Consider the following 17,530-nt stretch of genomic DNA (forward strand, 5'->3'; position numbering starts at 1 on the left):
TCGGCAAATGCTTGTCTAAAATGCGATTTAGCCTAGCCCTTTGAAAAAAGACGCCACCCAACAATAATAGTCGGGTTGGCGTACTAAATGAGTTATATTTTAGATTATGCACGCGCACGTGTAATTAAACGAATTGGCGTACCTTCAAAATCAAATGTTTCACGAATTCTATTTTCTAAAAATCGCTCATAAGAGAAGTGCATTAATTCCGTTTCATTTACAAATACCACAAACGTCGGTGGTTGAATCGCCACTTGTGTTGCATAGTAAATACGTAAGCGACGACCTTTGTCAGTTGGCGCTGGATTACGTGCAACCGAATCTTCAATCACTTCATTTAGAATTGATGATTGTATACGCATCGCGTGATTTTCACTTACGCGTTGTACAATCGGTAAAATTTGATGAACTCGTTGTTTTGTATTTGCTGATACAAAAATAATCGGTGCATAGTCTAAGAATAAAAAGTGCTCACGGATTTGCTGTGTAAACACATTCATTGTTTTGTCATCTTTTTCAATTGTATCCCATTTATTTACAACAATAATAATTGCTTTTCCAGCCTCATGTGCATAGCCCGCAATTTTTTTATCTTGTTCTTGAATGCCTTCTTCCGCATTTAGAACAACTAAAACAACGTCGGAACGTTCAATAGCACGTAGCGCACGTAAAACGGAGTATTTCTCTGTCGTTTCGTACACTTTCCCTTTTTTACGCATTCCGGCAGTATCGATGATTACATATTCGTTCCCATCGTATTCGTAAGGCGTATCAATAGCATCTCGCGTTGTTCCCGCAATGTTACTTACTATGACACGATCTTGACCTAGGAACGCATTCACTAATGATGATTTCCCGACATTTGGGCGACCAATTAAAGAGAATTTAATAACGTCATCTCCGTATTGATTTTCATCTTCTTGTGGGAAGTGCTTAGCACACTCATCTAATAAATCTCCTAAGCCCAATCCGTGGGAACCAGAAATTGGCCAAGGTTCACCAAATCCAAGTGCATAGAAATCATAAATCATTTCACGCATATCTGGATTATCAATTTTATTAACTGCTAAAACGACTGGCTTTTTTGTTTTGTATAAAATTTTTGCAACTTGCTCATCTGCGGCTGTTACACCTTCACGACCATTCGTCATAAAAATAATAACGTCTGCTTCTTCAATAGCAATCTCTGCTTGTTGACGAATTTGTTCTAAAAACGGCTCGTCTCCAATTTCGATACCACCTGTATCAATAATATTAAAATCATGTGTTAACCACTCTGCCGAACTATAAATACGGTCACGTGTTACTCCCGGAATATCTTCTACAATCGAGACACGTTCTCCAACGATGCGATTAAAAATCGTCGACTTACCTACGTTCGGACGACCTACGATGGCTACTACTGGTTTCGTCATCTGTACTTCATCCTTCCAACTTCTTGTCTTTCGCTATTATACACGAAAAATGCCATTATATCATAACATATCCATCGTGGAGAGTACTTTTTAGCTTACTCTTTAACATTACCATTATTTTTCGTTCCAGACGCACTCTTTTTAGCAGGTCACAAGACAAGCGAAACTCCTTAAGACAGTTCACGCCCTTGAGGGTGTCAGGCACTCAAACAATTCAAAAAACTCGAACATTAGTAAGCCCACCTGCAATAGACATCAACGGCAGTAATTCAAAAATGACTGTAAACAAACTAAAACGAGGATACGATTGTATCCTCGCTGTTGATGATTATTTAAAGTTTTTCAGTTGGTCGCCAATTACATCACCGAGAGAGAAACCAGTGTTTTCTTCTGGTAATTCATAATCGATTACTTCTTCAGCCTCTGGATTTTCTAATAAATCTTTAATACTTAATGCTAGGCGGCCTTCGTCAACGTTGACATCTAGCACCTTCACTTGTACCTCTTGCGCTTCTTTCAACGCTTCATGTGGCGTATTAATATGCTTATGTGCAATTTGTGAAATATGCACTAAGCCTTCCACTCCAGGGAACACTTCTACAAAAGCACCAAATGACGTAAGGCGTTTTACTTTCCCTACAAGCACTGTGCCTTTCGCAGCACGCTCTTCAATATTCGACCATGGTCCAGGAACGGTATCCTTAATGGATAGCGAAATACGCTCATTCTCTGGGTCTACAGAAAGAACCTTCACTTTTACTTCTTGTCCTTCTGATAATACCTCACTGACATCACTCACATGCTCATGTGATACTTGTGAGATATGGACAAGTCCATCGATACCACCAAGATCAATAAATGCACCAAATGATGCTATACGCTGTACTTTACCATCTAATACGTCGCCAGCTTTAATTTGGTTAATTACATTTTTCTTCTGAGAAGCTTTCTCAGATTCTACTACAGCTCGATGTGATAAAATTAAGCGATTTTTTTCTTTATCAAGCTCGACAATTTTAAAGCTTAGTACTTTCCCTTTATAATCTTCAAAATCATCGACAAAATAATCTTCTACTAGGGATGCTGGAACGAACCCACGTACTCCTAAATCTACAACAAGACCACCTTTAACAATATCCTTTACTTCCGCTTCGAAAACTTCCCCAGCAGCATATTGTTGTTCTAGTGTATCCCATGCTTTTAAGGCATCTACTTTACGTTTTGATAATACATAGTTTTCCTCTTCAACTTTTGTAATCATCAATTCTAACTCATCCCCAACGGAGATAGCGTCAGACGCTTTTTCAATGTGTAAGCTCGATAATTCACTTATTGGTACTATACCGTCAAACGGTGCACCCGGAATTGAAACAGTTACCGCTTTTTCATCAACCTGCTCCGCAATACCTTTGACGATATCACCTTCGTTAAACGTTTGTTCTGCATAGTTCATTTCTTCAGACATATGTAACCCTCCTTCGCATCTTCCCTTACTATTTTATTCGATATTGAAGACAAAGACAAAAATAAATCCTTTAAATTCTAAAAATGTCTGAAATTTTAGGATTTATACCATTTTTTCTTGTGCTAATTTTAAAATGGCTTGCGCTGCTGCATCAATTGATAGCTCCGTTGTGTCTAGATAAATGGCATCCGCTGCTTGAATCAGTGGTGAAGCTTCACGCTCACTATCCATTTTATCGCGTAAAGCAATATCTTCTTGGAGCTTTTCTATAGAAGACGCAATTCCTCGTTTTTCATTGTCAATATAGCGGCGTCTTGCACGTTCTTCAACAGTAGCAGACATAAAGATTTTCAGCTCTGCATTTTTTAATACATGTGTCGCAATATCACGTCCATCCATGACAACACCACCATTAGCGGCAAGTTTTTGCTGCTGCGCTACTAACAATTCACGCACTTTAGCATGTGCCGCTACTTGCGAAACAGATGAAGTTACTTCATTGGAGCGAATTGCATCAGATACATTTTCGCCATCTAAAAAAACAAGTTGACCTTGAGGAGAAGGCTTTAATTCAATTGAGCTAGCTGCTAACATTTCTGCTAATTTTGCTTCATCATCTAAATGTATGTTTTGTTGCATTGCTTTATACGTAACTGCTCGATACATTGCTCCCGTATCGATATACGTGAATCCTAGTGATTCTGCAACGATTTTGGCGATTGTGCTTTTTCCAGCGCCTGCAGGACCGTCAATCGCAATTTGAATGTTTTTTTTCATTATGCTCCCCTACTTTCTTTCACACCATATTGTAACATACTAATAAAAAAAAGCCCTCCACGAGCAAGAGGGCTACTGTCAATTTAATCATCGAATGGGTTTATTTCTTTACGGCGATTTAATAGCTGTCGTTCAAAGCAAAAACGTACAATATGTTGTTGATCAATATCATCCGTATCCGTTAATTGAATGGTAGCAATTGTCTTGTCATCTTTTTCAAATATTCGAACAACTGTTGCATCTGTAACGACGTAATTCACGTCGCCATTGGCAAATGGCAAGACAATCGTTAGCTTAATGTCATCGCCATCTTGAAAGGCTATGTTGCCTTTTAAAATAAGTGCCAGTCCGCCTGCACTAATATCTGTTGTTACAAGCTGGTATTTATTATCTTTAAATTGCACTGCCACATCGACAGGTGTTTCCACACGAACGTATTCGCGGCGTTGAATTTTGATAAACTCATCCTCTTGAGGGCAGTGCAACATAATCATCGGTATATTACCAGCTTTGCGACCGATTACTTCTGTATTGAAGGCGTAAGATTGTTTATCTTCTGTTCGAAAGGTTGCCCTAAATTCAGAACCATCTATTAAAAAGGCTGTTTTTTTAGTTATTACATTTGTTGGATAATCAATATAAATTATATTGTCTCTTTGTTCAACTACTTTACAGCGGAATTTTTCAATACGTTCTGTATAAGTAGGTTCAAGTTGTAGTAGTGTACCAATTTTAATTTCCATGAGCATCTCCCCGAACAATATATATACCCCTATTATTGCATGGGATGTAAATTTTGGCTATATGAACTGGGAGCTTTTTCTAGACTTAAGTTAAATATTCTACTTTTAACACATTGTGATTTTCAGCATCTACTACAATTCGGAACGTTTCTTGGACTTGTTCGTCTCGAACGGCAATGACTTCATAGCATAGACGTTGTTCGAATTGTCCGTTATCCGTATATATATTTCTTACTTCTTCAACACGTACATTGTCGTCAAAGAAAGTTTTCCAATCAATTGGATTAGCTTTTTGTGGCTTTATCGATTCTTCTTGTATATATTCCATTGCATTTGCACCAAGTAATTCTCCAGTATCTTTTGCAATTTTTAATTGTACACCATCTGCATAAATTAATGCATTATCACCAGGATGAACGCGTGCAAATGTAACATGCCAAGCTAAATGGTTTTCACGTGACTCAACAAAAGCAACATCTTTCATCTCAAGTCTCTTTAAATGTTCTTCCGCTTTTTTAATAACTTCCTCTTGTGAAAGCTTAGCCTCATCTACAGGACGTTCAACTAAATAGGATAGTAAGTGTCCTCCCTTTTCAGTTACGTCGACATAGCCTAAACGAATACCTTGATGGAACTGTATGTGATAAAACGGATATGGCGCTGTATCGCTACTTTTTGTAACAGTAAACGTAGCATCTTTAATAATTGGGAATAGTTTTTTCACTTTTTCTAGCGCTTCTTTTTCTGTAATGACTGAATCTTGTAATGCTTTTAATTCTAATTTTTTCTGCCAATCTGATTCACTTAATGTAAGTGGGAAATCACTCTCACCATAATCTTTTAGTGTCTTCTTAATATTATCAAATGATGTATTAGGATTTTTATTGTCTACTTGGCGCGTCCAAACATCCATATTTCCATCTTGTTTATAATAATCAACAGTTGCAGTTGTCCATTCGTCAGATAAAGCTTGCAAATTAGTGGAGATTTGCGGCATTTTTTTACGCCACTCTTCATAATCTCCCGACTTCGCGGTTTTTTTCGCTTCATCACCAAGTCTTCCTAAATAACCTAGCCACTGACTAGAAAGCTCTTGCCCAATGGGAATATTTGAAATTGATGAACGTACTTCTGAGCTTAGTCGCCAAATAGAATCTAGCTCACTGTGGATAGCCTGTTCATCCTTAAATAATAAGGATTGCGAAACTGCTCTTTGTAAGTACGATAATTTTTCAGAGGCATCCGTTAGTTTTTCTGTATACTGCGCATGTACTGTACGTTGTAAACTTTCTTTATCTCCATGTAAATCAATACTATATGCTCCTAAACCGATAACGGCTACTGTTAAAATAACGAGCATTGTTCTCATCTATTTTCCTCCTTTCTTATGAACAGAAAATATGCTCACCTATTTGTTTTATTTGAGGACGAGACCAAATCCACTTACTTGTTGCTGTTTTAGGGTTAAAATAATACAGTGCATTTTCTGATGGATCCCAGCCATTCATTGCATCGATAACTGCTTCTTTTGCACGCTGGTTTGGTTCTAGCCAAATTTGACCATCTGCTACTGCTGTAAATGCTAAAGGTTGGAAAATTATTCCTGATATTGTGTTCGGAAAATCTGGACTTTCTAATCTATTTAAAATAACAGCGGCTACGGCTACTTGGCCTTCATATGGTTCTCCCCTAGCCTCTCCGTAAACTGCATTGGCAATAAGCTGTAAATCACGTTCCGTATACTTTGGTGGAATTTGTGTATCTGTCCCATTATTATTACTACTACCAGTGCTTTCATTATTTGCTGTACCGCCACCGCCACCGCCAGCGTTTCCACCAGCATTACCAGTACTTTTCACCTGCTGATCAAGTGGAACACCACCATAATAGGTAAACTGATTGCCTGCTTTTAATTGCGCTTTCACCCATTTTTCATCGTAATCTGAATATCCTGCTAATGCTTTTTTCGTCTTTGTGCCTGCTATACCATCTACTGGTATTCCATATTTCTCTTGGAAATTTCGTAATGCCCAGTAAGTGTTGTAGCCAAATTTCCCGTCAATTTTACTTTTATAAAATCCTAAGTATTGTAGTCTAGCCTGTAATTCAATGACATCATCTCCATACGCACCGCGGGTAATTTGTTGATCGCTAAACGCTGTTGCGTTATTTTGTGGAATCGAGACTATACTAATCGCAAGAATGAAAGCAAAAAGTATACTTAATAAACGCACAATCATCACTCCTTTTTTTATAGCTTGAAACAAACAGCACTTTTTATACATTCATAAAATAGAAAAAACGTAGAAATCCTTTTAAGATTTCTACGCTTTTATATTTTTTTATGCATATGCAAATGTTGGATAAGATGATAATGCGCAAGCTTTACTTTACGTAAACCAAACCACCATAAAAATAGCATAAACGGTATCATTAAATATACCCAATGTCCTTTAAATGATAATATTGTATTGTATAAAATGTGTAATACGACTGGTGCGCAAATTGCCATCGCAATCATTTCTTTTGTCTTTGCATGCTTTGAAAACTTTGCACGACCATAATAATAGCCCATTACTACACCAAACAGAGCGTGACTTGATACGGGTAGTAATGCTCGCATAAATGCTGTATTCAAACCAAAAGAAAATAAATACAATACATTTTCAATCGTCGCAAATCCAAGAGATATACTTGCACCATACAATATACCATCATAAGGATCATCAAATTCTACATGATTGTAGATAGCTATTAACAGTACAAACCATTTAAAAAACTCTTCAATGACACTGGAAAAAAGGACATCTTGTAAATACAGATATTGAAAAACCCCTTCTTCTGTTAATACATACTGTAAAAACAAGATAGGGAATGTTAAAAAAGCACCATACAAAAACGTTTGAAGTAGTGTTTTTCGTGGCTCCGTTGCCATTTGATTGCGCAAATAGAAGTAACTAAAAAGCGCTAGACCTGGAGCAATGGCAGCTGATAAAAGGATGATCATGTTGCCGGCTCCTTTCAACAATAGACTGATATCATTATACCATGTAATGACAAAAAATTTTTTAAAAGGAGATTTATTTTTTATGAGAAAAACAATTTTATTAATTCATACTGGCGGAACAATTTCCATGGCAATGAGTGAAGAAGGGGCGGTTATGCCAAATAAGGAAAATCCACTAATAAAAGAAAGTAAAAAACTTGATACACTTGCATCTATTAAAGAAGTGGAGGCATTTAATTTACCTTCACCGCATATTACACCACAAGAAATGCTTAGTTTACGTAATTTAATTATGGAAAAAACTTCAACTGAGCAATTCGATGGTGTTGTCATTACACATGGCACGGATACTTTAGAAGAAACAGCTTATTTCTTAGAGTTAACAACCAATTTATCCATTCCTATTGTCTTGACGGGTGCAATGCGTTCCTCTAATGAGTTAGGTGCAGACGGCATCTACAATCTAGTTGAAGCAGTTCGCGTAGCTGTAGATGACGAAGCACGTGACAAAGGAGTGCTTGTTGTAATGAACGACGAGGTTCATCTTGCCGTTAACACTACGAAAACAAGCACTAGTTCAGTCAATACGTTTCAATCGCCACAATACGGCCCAATCGGACTTATTACAAAATCGCGTATTTTGTTTCATCATGCCCCAATTCGCCGCCAATATGTAGACATACAAGGCTTAGAGAAACGAGTAGCCATGCTGAAGGTCTATGCAGGGATGGAAGTAGATTTACTTGACGTAGTGCTTGCCTGTCAGTACGACGGTGTTGTACTTGAAGGCCTTGGACAAGGGAATGTTCCACCAACCGTTGTCAAAGGCATTGAAAGTCTGTTGGAACGTGGTATCCCTGTTGTTCTTGTCTCTCGATGCTTCAATGGCATTGCTGAAGGCGTATATGGTTATGTTGGTGGTGGTAAGATGCTAGAAGACTTAGGCGCAATTTTTGCGACAGGTATTAACGGGCAAAAGGCACGATTAAAATTACTTATCGGTTTAAACAAAGAAGGAAATCCATTGGACTTAAAGGAATTTTTCCAGTAAGTCCTATGAATTTCTCGTTAACGCCACTTAAACGGTGAATAGCCGATAAAGCATAATTTATCGCTTATACATTTACAGTTTGCTCATAATAAGTTAACAGCTCACGTAGGCGACCTAGCGCAAACTCAAAATCAGGTTGGATTATTGATAGCTGGATAAAATTTCGCTTACGTAAATATTCACTATCTCCATGGACATATAAGCCGTTCAATTTTAAATCAGTTGATAAATTAATGAGTTTCCTTGGACATTGAATGGTTAAAATCATTGGATACGCTGTAGTTGGTAAGCGATAGTCCATAAATGGTAGCTGCAGCAGCGCTTCAAAGTGCTGTTGTAGTTGACTATAGCGCGCTGGATAAGCTTGTAAAGCATCTACTACATTGCCAATCAGTACTGCTGGTAGCGTAGAAGGAATAGCACCTTGCTGATAATTAGCTAAATCCAAGTAAGCAGGAATAGTTGTGGATGGCTCCACAAGTTCTTGAGAAAAGACAAATGACAAGCCACTAAGTGCTCCTAACGCTTTACCACTCACCGCAGTTGCTAAGTAGCACTCAGCTAATGAAAACGGCATAGCTCCAAATGAGCTAATACAATCAACACAAAGCTTTACATTATAGTGCTTAACCAGTTGTAAAATTCCTTCTAAATCATTACATGTACCTGTTGAAGTTTCCCCATGCACCATTAGTAGCCATTGATAGGAACCTGCTTGCAATAAAGCCTCCAATGACCGCAAATTAAATGCGCTTCCCCACTCTTGCGTCACGACATCGAAATCTAAGGACCAGCGCTCAGCCTGCTTATGAAGACGTTCTCCAAATTCTCCATTCGTTAAAATAAGTCCATGCCCCATTTTTTGTGCCTTGAGCTGTCCGAGCATCACTTCATTCGCTAATGTCCCTGTTCCTACTAATGTTGCGATATACTTTGCATTTGATAATTCCAATAACTTGTTACGCATGTATCCATATAATGATTGAAAGGCTTGAGATCGGTGCGATATGTCCGAATACAAAATAGCCCCTTGCTGTTTAACTGGCCCTGGGTAAAATGTATAACTTTCCTGTGCCAGTTTTTGTTGTAAGGACTGTTCAAATTGTTGCCTTGTTAATACCATTGGTAAAAACATAGCTTCTGCTGTACCTACTGCTGGTGCAAATTGGGTAAAGCCCATTTGCTTATACAATTTTTCTTCACGCGTAGTTCCTGAAATTACAGCTGCTGAATAGCCTTTTTCATATGCAAAAGCATTTAATGCCTGTGTCAATCTTAATAATACACGGCCTGTACGATATTGCTTTTTTACTGCAAGCAAACGAATTTCACAAAGTTTTGTACAAATTTCCTTAGGTAAATACTGCTCCACTTCACCAATTTTTTCATCAATTGAAAACGGTCGTTGATCTCGAAAAGCTAACATGCCAATCAGCTCAGTTCCTTTATAAACAACTAAATACGTATTTTCTTGATGGAAACGATCTACTTTTCTTTTCATCGTATTTGGTTCATGCTGTGGAATTTCTTCAACAAAGGTTTCATAATTCAACTGCGCGATCGCATCAAATTCCTTTTCTGTCTGTGCGACTTTACACCAGTACATACAATCACTTCCCTCTTCTTAAAGACTCCTTAATATTCGATGTATGCTTAATCAACATACAAATAATCGCAACAAGCAACGGTATGTATAGCGATAAATGACCTGTTAGTCCAATCGCTCCAATGTAAAACACGAAGCCACCTAACATGCCAAGCGTAAGGCTTCTCGTTATACTAAACACTAGTGCAGTGCCAACAATCATCATGGTAAATAAAGTCGGTGATAAGGCAAGCCCAACACCGATAAATGTTGCCACACCTTTGCCACCATGAAATTTCAGCCACATAGGATACATATGTCCGATTATAACGAGACATCCACCTACAACAATTGCCGACTGTTCTAAATTCCAAAAATTACCTAACAACACAATAAGAACACCTTTTAGTGAATCACCCAAAAACGTCCACATAAATGCAGCCTTTCCTAGTACACTCCCTGCATTTCGCGCACCTAGGTTTTTACTACGCTCTTGTTGCAAATTGACACCATATACTTTTCCAACGAAAAAAGCCGTCAAAAAGTTTCCAATAAAATAGCTAATTATCCAATATAACCAAGTCATTTTCCCCCACCTTTTATAGACACACTATTCTAAAAGAAGCTGTATAAGCAGTCACGCCTATACAGCTTCTTTATTTATCTTCTTTCTGCAATTGTTTGTGCGATACAATCACCATGGAAACGTCCATTTTCAATAAAAATTTCATTGGCGTTATTGCCTGCTGCGATGACCCCAGCAATAAATAGGCCTGCTACATTTGTTTCCATTGTGTCAGGTTGACAAAATGGTCGGCCTGTTTCCTCGTCTATCGTCACACCCATCGCTCGGATAAACGAATGATCTGGATGGTAACCAGTCATAGCAAAAACAAAGTCATTTTTTAATACTTCTTCACGACCGTCAATATTTATTACCACTTCATGCTCCCGTATTTCAACTACATTTGTATTAAAGTGCATTGTAACTTCTCCGTTACGTACAACACCGTCAAATTCAGGTAAAACCCACGGCTTAACGCTTGGTGAATATTCACTGCCACGATATACAACTGTGACACGTGCTCCAGCCTTGTTTAATTCTAACGCTGCATCTACAGCTGAATTTTTCCCACCGATTACAAGGACATCCGTATCAAAAAATTCATGCCCTTCTTTAAAGTAATGGTGAACTTTTGGTAATCCTTCACCAGGAATATCCATATAGTTCGGATGATCATAGTAACCTGTCGCTACTACAACATATGGTGTTTCATATACATCCTTATCCGTCGTTACCTTAAAAATCTCTCCATTTTTCACAACACTTCCGACTTTTTCAAAACGGTTAACTTGAATTTTTTTCAAGCGTACTACCTCGCGATAATAAACAAGTGCTTGATTTCGCTTTGGCTTGCGCCCCTCAATAATGAATGGTACGTCACCAATGGCTAAACGTTCACTCGTACTAAAAAAAGTTTGATGTGTTGGATAGTTGTAAATGGCATTAACGATATTTCCTTTTTCGATGACAATCGGTCGTAAACCAATTTTTTGTAAAGATATTGCTGCCGCTAAACCACAAGGGCCTCCTCCAACAATAATTGCATCAACTTGTTGCATTGTTTGACACTCCTATCAAATAGACATCCGTGTATAAACCACAGATGCTTTGCTTTCATGCAGATTATATTCCTATTTTGGAACTCTACATTTTAAAAAATAACGCTCGTTTCCATTATACGCCTTCTGCGCATTATTGGTTGTTTATTTACCCGAAATGTCAATATCAATTATATGACATTCAGGTTTCGCGCCTAAACGGAATGGCAATAGTGTTGTGCCATAGCCGTTACTCACAAGTGTCATCACACCCTCGCGTTCCCGATAAGAACCAAGTGGATGAACACCATAAGGTCCTACTCTTATTTGACCACCATGCAAATGTCCACCAATCATTAAATCCGCTCTAAACTTCGCACGTACTCTAGCAAAGACACCAGGATTATGTGAAATAAAAACGACTAAATCATCCTCGCCAACTTTTTCAAAAGCAGCATCAAAACTATATTGCATCGTAGAAGTATCTTCAATAGCACTTATCCATAAGCGATTCTTATTAGGTAATAGAATTGCATCATTGGCGATAATTTTAACATTGTGTTGTTGTAAAATATCTCGAAACTGCTCCTCGCCTACTTCTCTATCATTATTCCCCCAAACAAAATAAGTAGGTCCTAGCGGTGTCAATAAATCTAGATTGTCATGAATACGTTGAATAGGTGTGCGGCTATCTGCAAAATCCCCACCGATTATTACCGCATCGAATGTGCCTGATAATCGTTCTATCATGGGACGATTAATTTTCCGTAAATGCGTATCTGAAATAAAAAATAAACGAATCGTTTCTTGTTCACCTTTGAGTGATAATTGATGATGCAACACATTATTTTCGTGCGCGACCTTCCACATATAGAGTAGGAAGGCGATAACTATTAAAAGAAATAGTCCAATATATATCATTCCCTCACTTCTCCTTATGACAACAAAAAGACGATTCATTATGCTGTAGAATCGCCTTTTTGCTAATCAGACGTTTGCCTCAACCATTCATTGGTGTTGACGTTTGTCCTTTATTTTATACTAGAAAAACATCATTGCCAAAGAATGACACCATTTTTCTTACGGTAGTTTAATGACTTGCCCAACAAATACAGTGTCATTAGGCATGCCGTTCGCCGCTCGGATTTTCGCTAACGTTGCTTCACTACCATCACCGTAGTAATTTAATGCAATACGATATAGATTTTCATTTGCTTTAACTGTATGTGTTTTTGCTTTTGCAGCATTTTGCTTTTCTTGTTCTGCTTTACGTGCTTGCTCAGCTTTTTTCGCTTCTTCAGCTTTCTTAGCTGCCTCAGCCTGTTGCTGTGCTACCTTAGCTTCTTCAGCTTTTTTTGCCTCTTCGGCTTTTTTCGCTTCTTCTGCCGCCTTTTGTTGTGCAGCTAACTTTTCAGCGTCTTTTTGAGCCTGTGCTTTAGCTTCGTCGTTTGCTTTATCATCTTTGTCTTTATCAGCTGATGTGGATGCTTCCGCTTTACTACCAGTCTTATCAATTTCTACAACAGAATCCATCGTATCTTTTTCGGCTTCTTCAATCGTTTTACCAGGATCATAGAATTGCACGAAATAAATTAATATAGTTAATGGAATTAAAATAAATGTAACAAAAAGTATCGTCATTAACGGTGATTTACGTTTTGTATTTTTCGGCTTTTTGTTATTGCTTCCATTTTTATTCATTCTTGAAACTCTCGATAGATTTTGCTGTTCTTGTTGTTCTTCTTCAAATGACTGACGATGTTCTTCGATTTTATCACGATAGTCTTCTTTACTCATTCGACTTTCCTCCAACCTTGCTACGCATTCTTCTATCATTCTATTATGACGAATTTTGCGAAAAAAGTAAATGACCGTCAATTACAGTCTACTCGCTTAATAAAAGCTGTTTTAATCGACTTTCCCATGCAACCATTTCTACTTTTTTCGGTTCCATAACGCGTGCTATATTGATTTCATCATAATGGATTCCACAATTTTCACAACAGATTTCAGGTTTTTTCTGCAATTTTTGCCCAAAATACCCGACAAGCTGCTCACGAATACAGTCTTTTGTCTGAGTAATTTTTAACATTTCATCAACTGCCTGATATTTTTCAAGTGCAAAATAATTAAGTCGCGCTTTCACTTCCTGAACAGATTCCTGATGGTACCAATAATCAAGCACACGAAAAGCAGTTTCACTCAACTCACCATTTTTCAACATTTGTGCTGGCTCGATATGTTGCATCACAAGTTCTTGATAACGATCCACATGACTTGCTGACGGTAAATCGCCTGTTACAACAAATTTCGCAAGCTCCTCGTCACCTTCACTATAAAGTAAAATTGCTAAAGCTGGATTTCCATCACGTCCTGCGCGTCCAATTTCTTGCATATAATTAGCGACATTCGCTGGCATGGATTCATGTATTACTTGTCGAATATCCGCCTTATTAATACCCATACCAAATGCATTGGTCGCTACAATCCAATCTAACTCCCCATCAATAAATTGCTGTTGAATAAATTGACGATCCTCCGCACTATACCCCGCATGATAAGCGGCAGCCCGAATACCTGCTTGTATAAATGTTTCACAATATTGCTCTGCTCGCTTACGTGATGACATATATAAAATCCCTGGACCAGCTGTTTTTTTGACATGGTCTAAAATCCATCTTGCTTTATCCGCCCTATCCTCAAATCCAACACGTCCAAGATGAATATTAGGACGATCCACATTATACATAAATTCAAATGGGGCGTTTAGCGCAAGTGTAGTACGAATATCCTTAATTACTTTTTGCGTTGCAGTCGCAGACAAAGCTAACACTGGCGGGCGATTGCTTTGCGAAAACCATTCTCCAATACGCAAATAATCTGGACGAAAATCGAAACCCCATTGCGAAATACAATGCGCTTCATCCACTACAATAAGACTTAATGACATGTTTGCTAACTTTTCCTGCACCTGTTGTTGTAAAAGCATTTCTGGAGACGTAAAAATAAAGCGATATTGTTCTAAAAAATGCAGGGCATATCGTTTTTCATCTGCTGCTAAAAATGAATTTAATGCGACTACTCTTTTTTCACCAAATCGTTTAAGCTGCTCTACCTGGTCCTGCATTAAAGACAATAAAGGAGACACAATTAATACAGGCTTTTGCAATAGATATGCTGGCAATTGATAGCACAGCGATTTACCCATGCCAGTTGGTAATAACGCAATAACATCTTTTCCATCTAAAATTGCTTCGATTACTTCCTTTTGACCTGGTCTGAATGTCGTATAGCCAAAATGCTTTGCTAATGTTTGCTCTAGTTCCATTTATACTTCCCCTTTCGCGAGGACAAGTCTCAGCTGGAAATAACTCATATCTTTTACTACATCATGCAATGCTTTTAATTTTTTTGTTTGGTATTTCTTAGAAGCCTGCCAAACTTTTTCCGCCTCTTCATATGAGACGAATGGGCCAATCGAAAAGTTCGGTTCATTCATCGCTAATTCAACTAAATGGTCCTCAATCGTACTTTGTTTCAATTTCCTTATTTGCACTATTTGTTCAATTGAATAACCTTGTTCATATAAATAGGCGGTTTGTTGTGCAGAATCAGTCAGTAATGCCTTCACTCGAAGGTCTGCAGCCATTTGACCAAGTAACGGGTAGTTATTTGTTGCATGCACTTCATTCATTAATGTATGTAGTAATTCAATAAATGCTAATTGACTATCTAGCACAGTTTCCTTACGTTCACTAGAAAGCTGCTGCCATGTCCAACCAGGTAGACTATGGCCACTCAATCGATAAAGAACAAGTTGTTTATTGCTATCTGATACAGGTAAAACAGCAAAAATACGAAGACATTCTTCATGTAAGTGTTGCTGTAATTGTCCTAATTGATACTGATTGTCCTGTAGAAAAGTACGTACCCATGATTGAACTTGTACATCCTTACTAATAGGAGAAAATGAGCGAATCCCCTCTTTTTGATAAGATAGACTTTGGACGATTAAAGATAGACGAGCAAAAAACACATGCTCATTTCCTCGATAATGCCAGCCGTCAAATAAAAAAGTAGATGTTTGCTCCGCTCGTTGTAAACCTAGCTTTTTCATGGAATAATGACCAGATTCCTGCATACTTAACCAACTATATTGCAAAAAGGTTGCTACAGCCTCGTCAAATGTCGCACGGGGTAGTTTTGGGAGTAAGCCAAAATAGTTATGGAGCTGAAACAGTCCAACATCTTGAATTGTCTGGCCTGAGCGCTTTCCTCTTAGGATATGATAAGCTGCAGAAACGGTTCGCTCATTATTAAGTTTTTGAAAGATTTGCAATAAAATTTGATAAAACATTGAAGCAAATTCCTCCAATTTAATAGTATTAGGTTGAAATGTAAGTTAAACATCTTTAAAATGAGTATGAAGCTTTGTAGGACCATCGTAAAAGGAGAGAAAGAAATGGCTAAATACACAATTGTTGATAAAGATACATGCATCGCTTGTGGCGCATGCGGAGCCGCAGCACCCGATATTTATGATTATGATGATGAAGGAATTGCCTTCGTTATTTTAGATGATAACATGGGAACTGCCGAAGTTCCAGAAGATCTACTAGAAGACATGCAAGACGCTTTTGAAGGTTGCCCAACAGATTCTATTAAAGTGGCTGAAGAACCTTTTGATGGCGACTCTTTAAAATTCGAATAGTAAAATCCTTACTAAAAAAGGCATCCTACTTAGGGTGCCTTTTTGTATCGTTTTGTTTTCTATACGGTTCATCATTATTTATCAAAGGCAAATAAAGGCAAATACAAATGAAGTTTTATGCTCTTTTCATCTTGTTATTGCAACCATAATTTATGTATGCTAAGATTTTAGTAGTTGGTACTAATAACAGATATTATTTCGTAAAGGGGTTCTTATAAATGATGGACAATTTATTACAATTAAAAGATAAAAACATTGTCGTTATGGGTGTTGCAAACGACCGCAGTATTGCTTGGGGGATTGCAAAACGTTTATTCGACGTAGGCGCTAATGTTATTTTTACATATCGCCAAGAGCGTTCATTAAAAAAATTACAAAAACAACTTGAAAACTACGGGCAAGCAGATGCATTTGTCGTACAATGTGATGTTAACAGCGATGACAGTACAAAAGCTGCCTTCGATACAATCGGTGCAAAAGTTGGCGTTATCCATGGTATTGTTCACTCTGTCGCATTTGCCAATGCGGAAGACTTACACAATCGCTTTTTAGAAACAACACGTGATGGCTATGCATTCGCGCAAGATACAAGTGCGTATTCACTTATTTCAACTGCAAAAGCAGCACACCCATACATGACAGAAGGTGGCTCTATTGTAACGATGAGTTACTTAGGTGCTGAGCGTGTACTTGATGGCTATAACGTAATGGGTGTTGCCAAAGCTGCATTAGAAGCGTCAATGCGCTATTTAGCTGCTGATATTGGTCAGGACAATATCCGTGTAAATGCTATTTCTGCAGGTGCTATACGTACACTAGCTGCAAAAGGTGTTCCTTCTTTCAATACGATTTTACACAAAATCGAAGAAACTGCGCCGTTAAAACGCAATGTTCAACAAGATGAAGTAGCTGATATGACAATTGTAATGCTATCTCACCTATCACGTGGGGTAACAGGCGAAACAATTTACATTGATGCTGGCTACAATATTATGGGTTAATAAAAGACAAAAGTGTTGGATTGACGACAATCAATCTAACACTTTTTTTGCGTACCATGGATGTCCGCTACGACGCGTGCTTTCCGCGGGCACATCGTAAGCCACAACCGTCGCTGTCGCGCCGCCTGTTGCGGCTTACGTTTTGTGCTGTTCCCGCAGGAGTCACTCGTCTG

General features: G+C 38.1%; 17 protein-coding genes. 3 read left to right on the forward strand and 14 right to left on the reverse strand.

Going from position 1 to position 17,530, the window contains the following annotated elements; all coding sequences use genetic code 11:
• Nucleotides 1–104: 104 nt before the first annotated feature.
• From der to prsW, 7 genes are all read right to left on the reverse strand, one after another.
• Nucleotides 105–1,415 (reverse strand): ribosome biogenesis GTPase Der, encoded by a 1,311-nt coding sequence (der, locus tag ACIQ1H_RS10025; protein WP_402888486.1) that lies wholly within the window; start codon nt 1,413–1,415, stop codon nt 105–107.
• 328 nt (nt 1,416–1,743) lie between these two features.
• Nucleotides 1,744–2,880: a 30S ribosomal protein S1 gene (gene rpsA, locus ACIQ1H_RS10030; RefSeq protein WP_173478446.1), complete on the reverse strand. Its 1,137-nt coding sequence runs from the start codon at nt 2,878–2,880 to the stop codon at nt 1,744–1,746.
• A gap of 102 nt (nt 2,881–2,982) precedes the next feature.
• A complete protein-coding gene (gene cmk, locus ACIQ1H_RS10035; protein ID WP_402888487.1) occupies nt 2,983–3,657 on the reverse strand; it encodes a (d)CMP kinase in 675 nt (224 codons plus the stop codon).
• An 83-nt stretch (nt 3,658–3,740) separates the two neighbouring features.
• On the reverse strand, nt 3,741–4,400 hold the full coding sequence (locus tag ACIQ1H_RS10040; RefSeq protein ID WP_402888488.1) for a flagellar brake protein: 660 nt from the start codon (nt 4,398–4,400) through the stop codon (nt 3,741–3,743).
• An 85-nt stretch (nt 4,401–4,485) separates the two neighbouring features.
• A complete protein-coding gene (locus tag ACIQ1H_RS10045; protein WP_402888489.1) occupies nt 4,486–5,769 on the reverse strand; it encodes a PepSY1/2 domain-containing protein in 1,284 nt (427 codons plus the stop codon).
• Between the two features lie 16 nt (nt 5,770–5,785).
• Nucleotides 5,786–6,634 carry a spore cortex-lytic enzyme gene (sleB, locus tag ACIQ1H_RS10050; RefSeq protein ID WP_402888491.1) on the reverse strand — a complete coding sequence of 283 codons (849 nt, stop codon included), beginning with the start codon at nt 6,632–6,634 and terminating at the stop codon, nt 5,786–5,788.
• Between the two features lie 98 nt (nt 6,635–6,732).
• Nucleotides 6,733–7,407: a glutamic-type intramembrane protease PrsW gene (prsW, locus tag ACIQ1H_RS10055; protein WP_173478441.1), complete on the reverse strand. Its 675-nt coding sequence runs from the start codon at nt 7,405–7,407 to the stop codon at nt 6,733–6,735.
• Between the two features lie 82 nt (nt 7,408–7,489).
• Here prsW and ACIQ1H_RS10060 point away from each other — a divergent pair, with 82 nt between their 5' ends.
• On the forward strand, nt 7,490–8,458 hold the full coding sequence (locus tag ACIQ1H_RS10060; protein ID WP_402888493.1) for an asparaginase: 969 nt from the start codon (nt 7,490–7,492) through the stop codon (nt 8,456–8,458).
• Nucleotides 8,459–8,522: 64 nt separating this feature from the next.
• Here ACIQ1H_RS10060 and ACIQ1H_RS10065 read toward each other — a convergent pair whose 3' ends face one another.
• The 7 genes from ACIQ1H_RS10065 to ACIQ1H_RS10095 form a co-directional block, all read right to left on the reverse strand.
• On the reverse strand, nt 8,523–10,064 hold the full coding sequence (locus ACIQ1H_RS10065; protein ID WP_402888494.1) for an aminotransferase class V-fold PLP-dependent enzyme: 1,542 nt from the start codon (nt 10,062–10,064) through the stop codon (nt 8,523–8,525).
• Between the two features lie 4 nt (nt 10,065–10,068).
• Nucleotides 10,069–10,629: a glycerol-3-phosphate acyltransferase gene (locus ACIQ1H_RS10070; protein ID WP_402888496.1), complete on the reverse strand. Its 561-nt coding sequence runs from the start codon at nt 10,627–10,629 to the stop codon at nt 10,069–10,071.
• A 74-nt stretch (nt 10,630–10,703) separates the two neighbouring features.
• A complete protein-coding gene (locus tag ACIQ1H_RS10075) occupies nt 10,704–11,666 on the reverse strand; it encodes a YpdA family putative bacillithiol disulfide reductase (protein WP_402888497.1) in 963 nt (320 codons plus the stop codon).
• Between the two features lie 144 nt (nt 11,667–11,810).
• Nucleotides 11,811–12,566 (reverse strand): metallophosphoesterase, encoded by a 756-nt coding sequence (locus ACIQ1H_RS10080; protein WP_173478436.1) that lies wholly within the window; start codon nt 12,564–12,566, stop codon nt 11,811–11,813.
• A gap of 159 nt (nt 12,567–12,725) precedes the next feature.
• The gene (locus ACIQ1H_RS10085) at nt 12,726–13,442 is read right to left on the reverse strand and encodes a LysM peptidoglycan-binding domain-containing protein (protein WP_402888499.1); all 717 of its coding nucleotides are present in this window, start codon (nt 13,440–13,442) and stop codon (nt 12,726–12,728) included.
• Between the two features lie 88 nt (nt 13,443–13,530).
• A complete protein-coding gene (locus tag ACIQ1H_RS10090) occupies nt 13,531–14,973 on the reverse strand; it encodes a RecQ family ATP-dependent DNA helicase (RefSeq protein ID WP_402888501.1) in 1,443 nt (480 codons plus the stop codon).
• Entirely contained in the window at nt 14,974–16,002 is a 1,029-nt protein-coding gene (locus ACIQ1H_RS10095) for a YpbB family protein (RefSeq protein WP_402888503.1), read from the reverse strand.
• 105 nt (nt 16,003–16,107) lie between these two features.
• Between ACIQ1H_RS10095 and ACIQ1H_RS10100 the strand changes: the two genes are divergently transcribed.
• Complete coding sequence (locus ACIQ1H_RS10100; protein ID WP_173478432.1) at nt 16,108–16,356, forward strand: ferredoxin; 249 nt, start codon at nt 16,108–16,110, stop codon at nt 16,354–16,356.
• Between the two features lie 218 nt (nt 16,357–16,574).
• On the forward strand, nt 16,575–17,357 hold the full coding sequence (locus ACIQ1H_RS10105) for an enoyl-ACP reductase FabI (RefSeq protein WP_173478431.1): 783 nt from the start codon (nt 16,575–16,577) through the stop codon (nt 17,355–17,357).
• The last annotated feature ends 173 nt before the right edge of the window (nt 17,358–17,530 follow it).

This window comes from Lysinibacillus sp. NPDC097279 (genome assembly GCF_044761745.1).
Taxonomy (GTDB): Bacteria; Bacillota; Bacilli; order Bacillales_A; family Planococcaceae; genus Lysinibacillus.

Coding starts and splice junctions, on each gene's coding strand:
- ACIQ1H_RS10060 (WP_402888493.1), top strand. CDS start 7,490: ATGAGAAAAACAATTTTATTAATTCATACTGGCGGAACAATTTCCATG.
- ACIQ1H_RS10105 (WP_173478431.1), top strand. CDS start 16,575: ATGATGGACAATTTATTACAATTAAAAGATAAAAACATTGTCGTTATG.
- ACIQ1H_RS10065 (WP_402888494.1), bottom strand. CDS start 10,064: ATGTACTGGTGTAAAGTCGCACAGACAGAAAAGGAATTTGATGCGATC.
- ACIQ1H_RS10070 (WP_402888496.1), bottom strand. CDS start 10,629: ATGACTTGGTTATATTGGATAATTAGCTATTTTATTGGAAACTTTTTG.
- ACIQ1H_RS10075 (WP_402888497.1), bottom strand. CDS start 11,666: ATGCAACAAGTTGATGCAATTATTGTTGGAGGAGGCCCTTGTGGTTTA.
- ACIQ1H_RS10085 (WP_402888499.1), bottom strand. CDS start 13,442: ATGAGTAAAGAAGACTATCGTGATAAAATCGAAGAACATCGTCAGTCA.
- ACIQ1H_RS10095 (WP_402888503.1), bottom strand. CDS start 16,002: ATGTTTTATCAAATTTTATTGCAAATCTTTCAAAAACTTAATAATGAG.
- ACIQ1H_RS10100 (WP_173478432.1), top strand. CDS start 16,108: ATGGCTAAATACACAATTGTTGATAAAGATACATGCATCGCTTGTGGC.
- der (WP_402888486.1), bottom strand. CDS start 1,415: ATGACGAAACCAGTAGTAGCCATCGTAGGTCGTCCGAACGTAGGTAAG.
- ACIQ1H_RS10090 (WP_402888501.1), bottom strand. CDS start 14,973: ATGGAACTAGAGCAAACATTAGCAAAGCATTTTGGCTATACGACATTC.
- ACIQ1H_RS10045 (WP_402888489.1), bottom strand. CDS start 5,769: ATGAGAACAATGCTCGTTATTTTAACAGTAGCCGTTATCGGTTTAGGA.
- rpsA (WP_173478446.1), bottom strand. CDS start 2,880: ATGTCTGAAGAAATGAACTATGCAGAACAAACGTTTAACGAAGGTGAT.
- cmk (WP_402888487.1), bottom strand. CDS start 3,657: ATGAAAAAAAACATTCAAATTGCGATTGACGGTCCTGCAGGCGCTGGA.
- prsW (WP_173478441.1), bottom strand. CDS start 7,407: ATGATCATCCTTTTATCAGCTGCCATTGCTCCAGGTCTAGCGCTTTTT.
- ACIQ1H_RS10040 (WP_402888488.1), bottom strand. CDS start 4,400: ATGGAAATTAAAATTGGTACACTACTACAACTTGAACCTACTTATACA.
- ACIQ1H_RS10080 (WP_173478436.1), bottom strand. CDS start 12,566: ATGATATATATTGGACTATTTCTTTTAATAGTTATCGCCTTCCTACTC.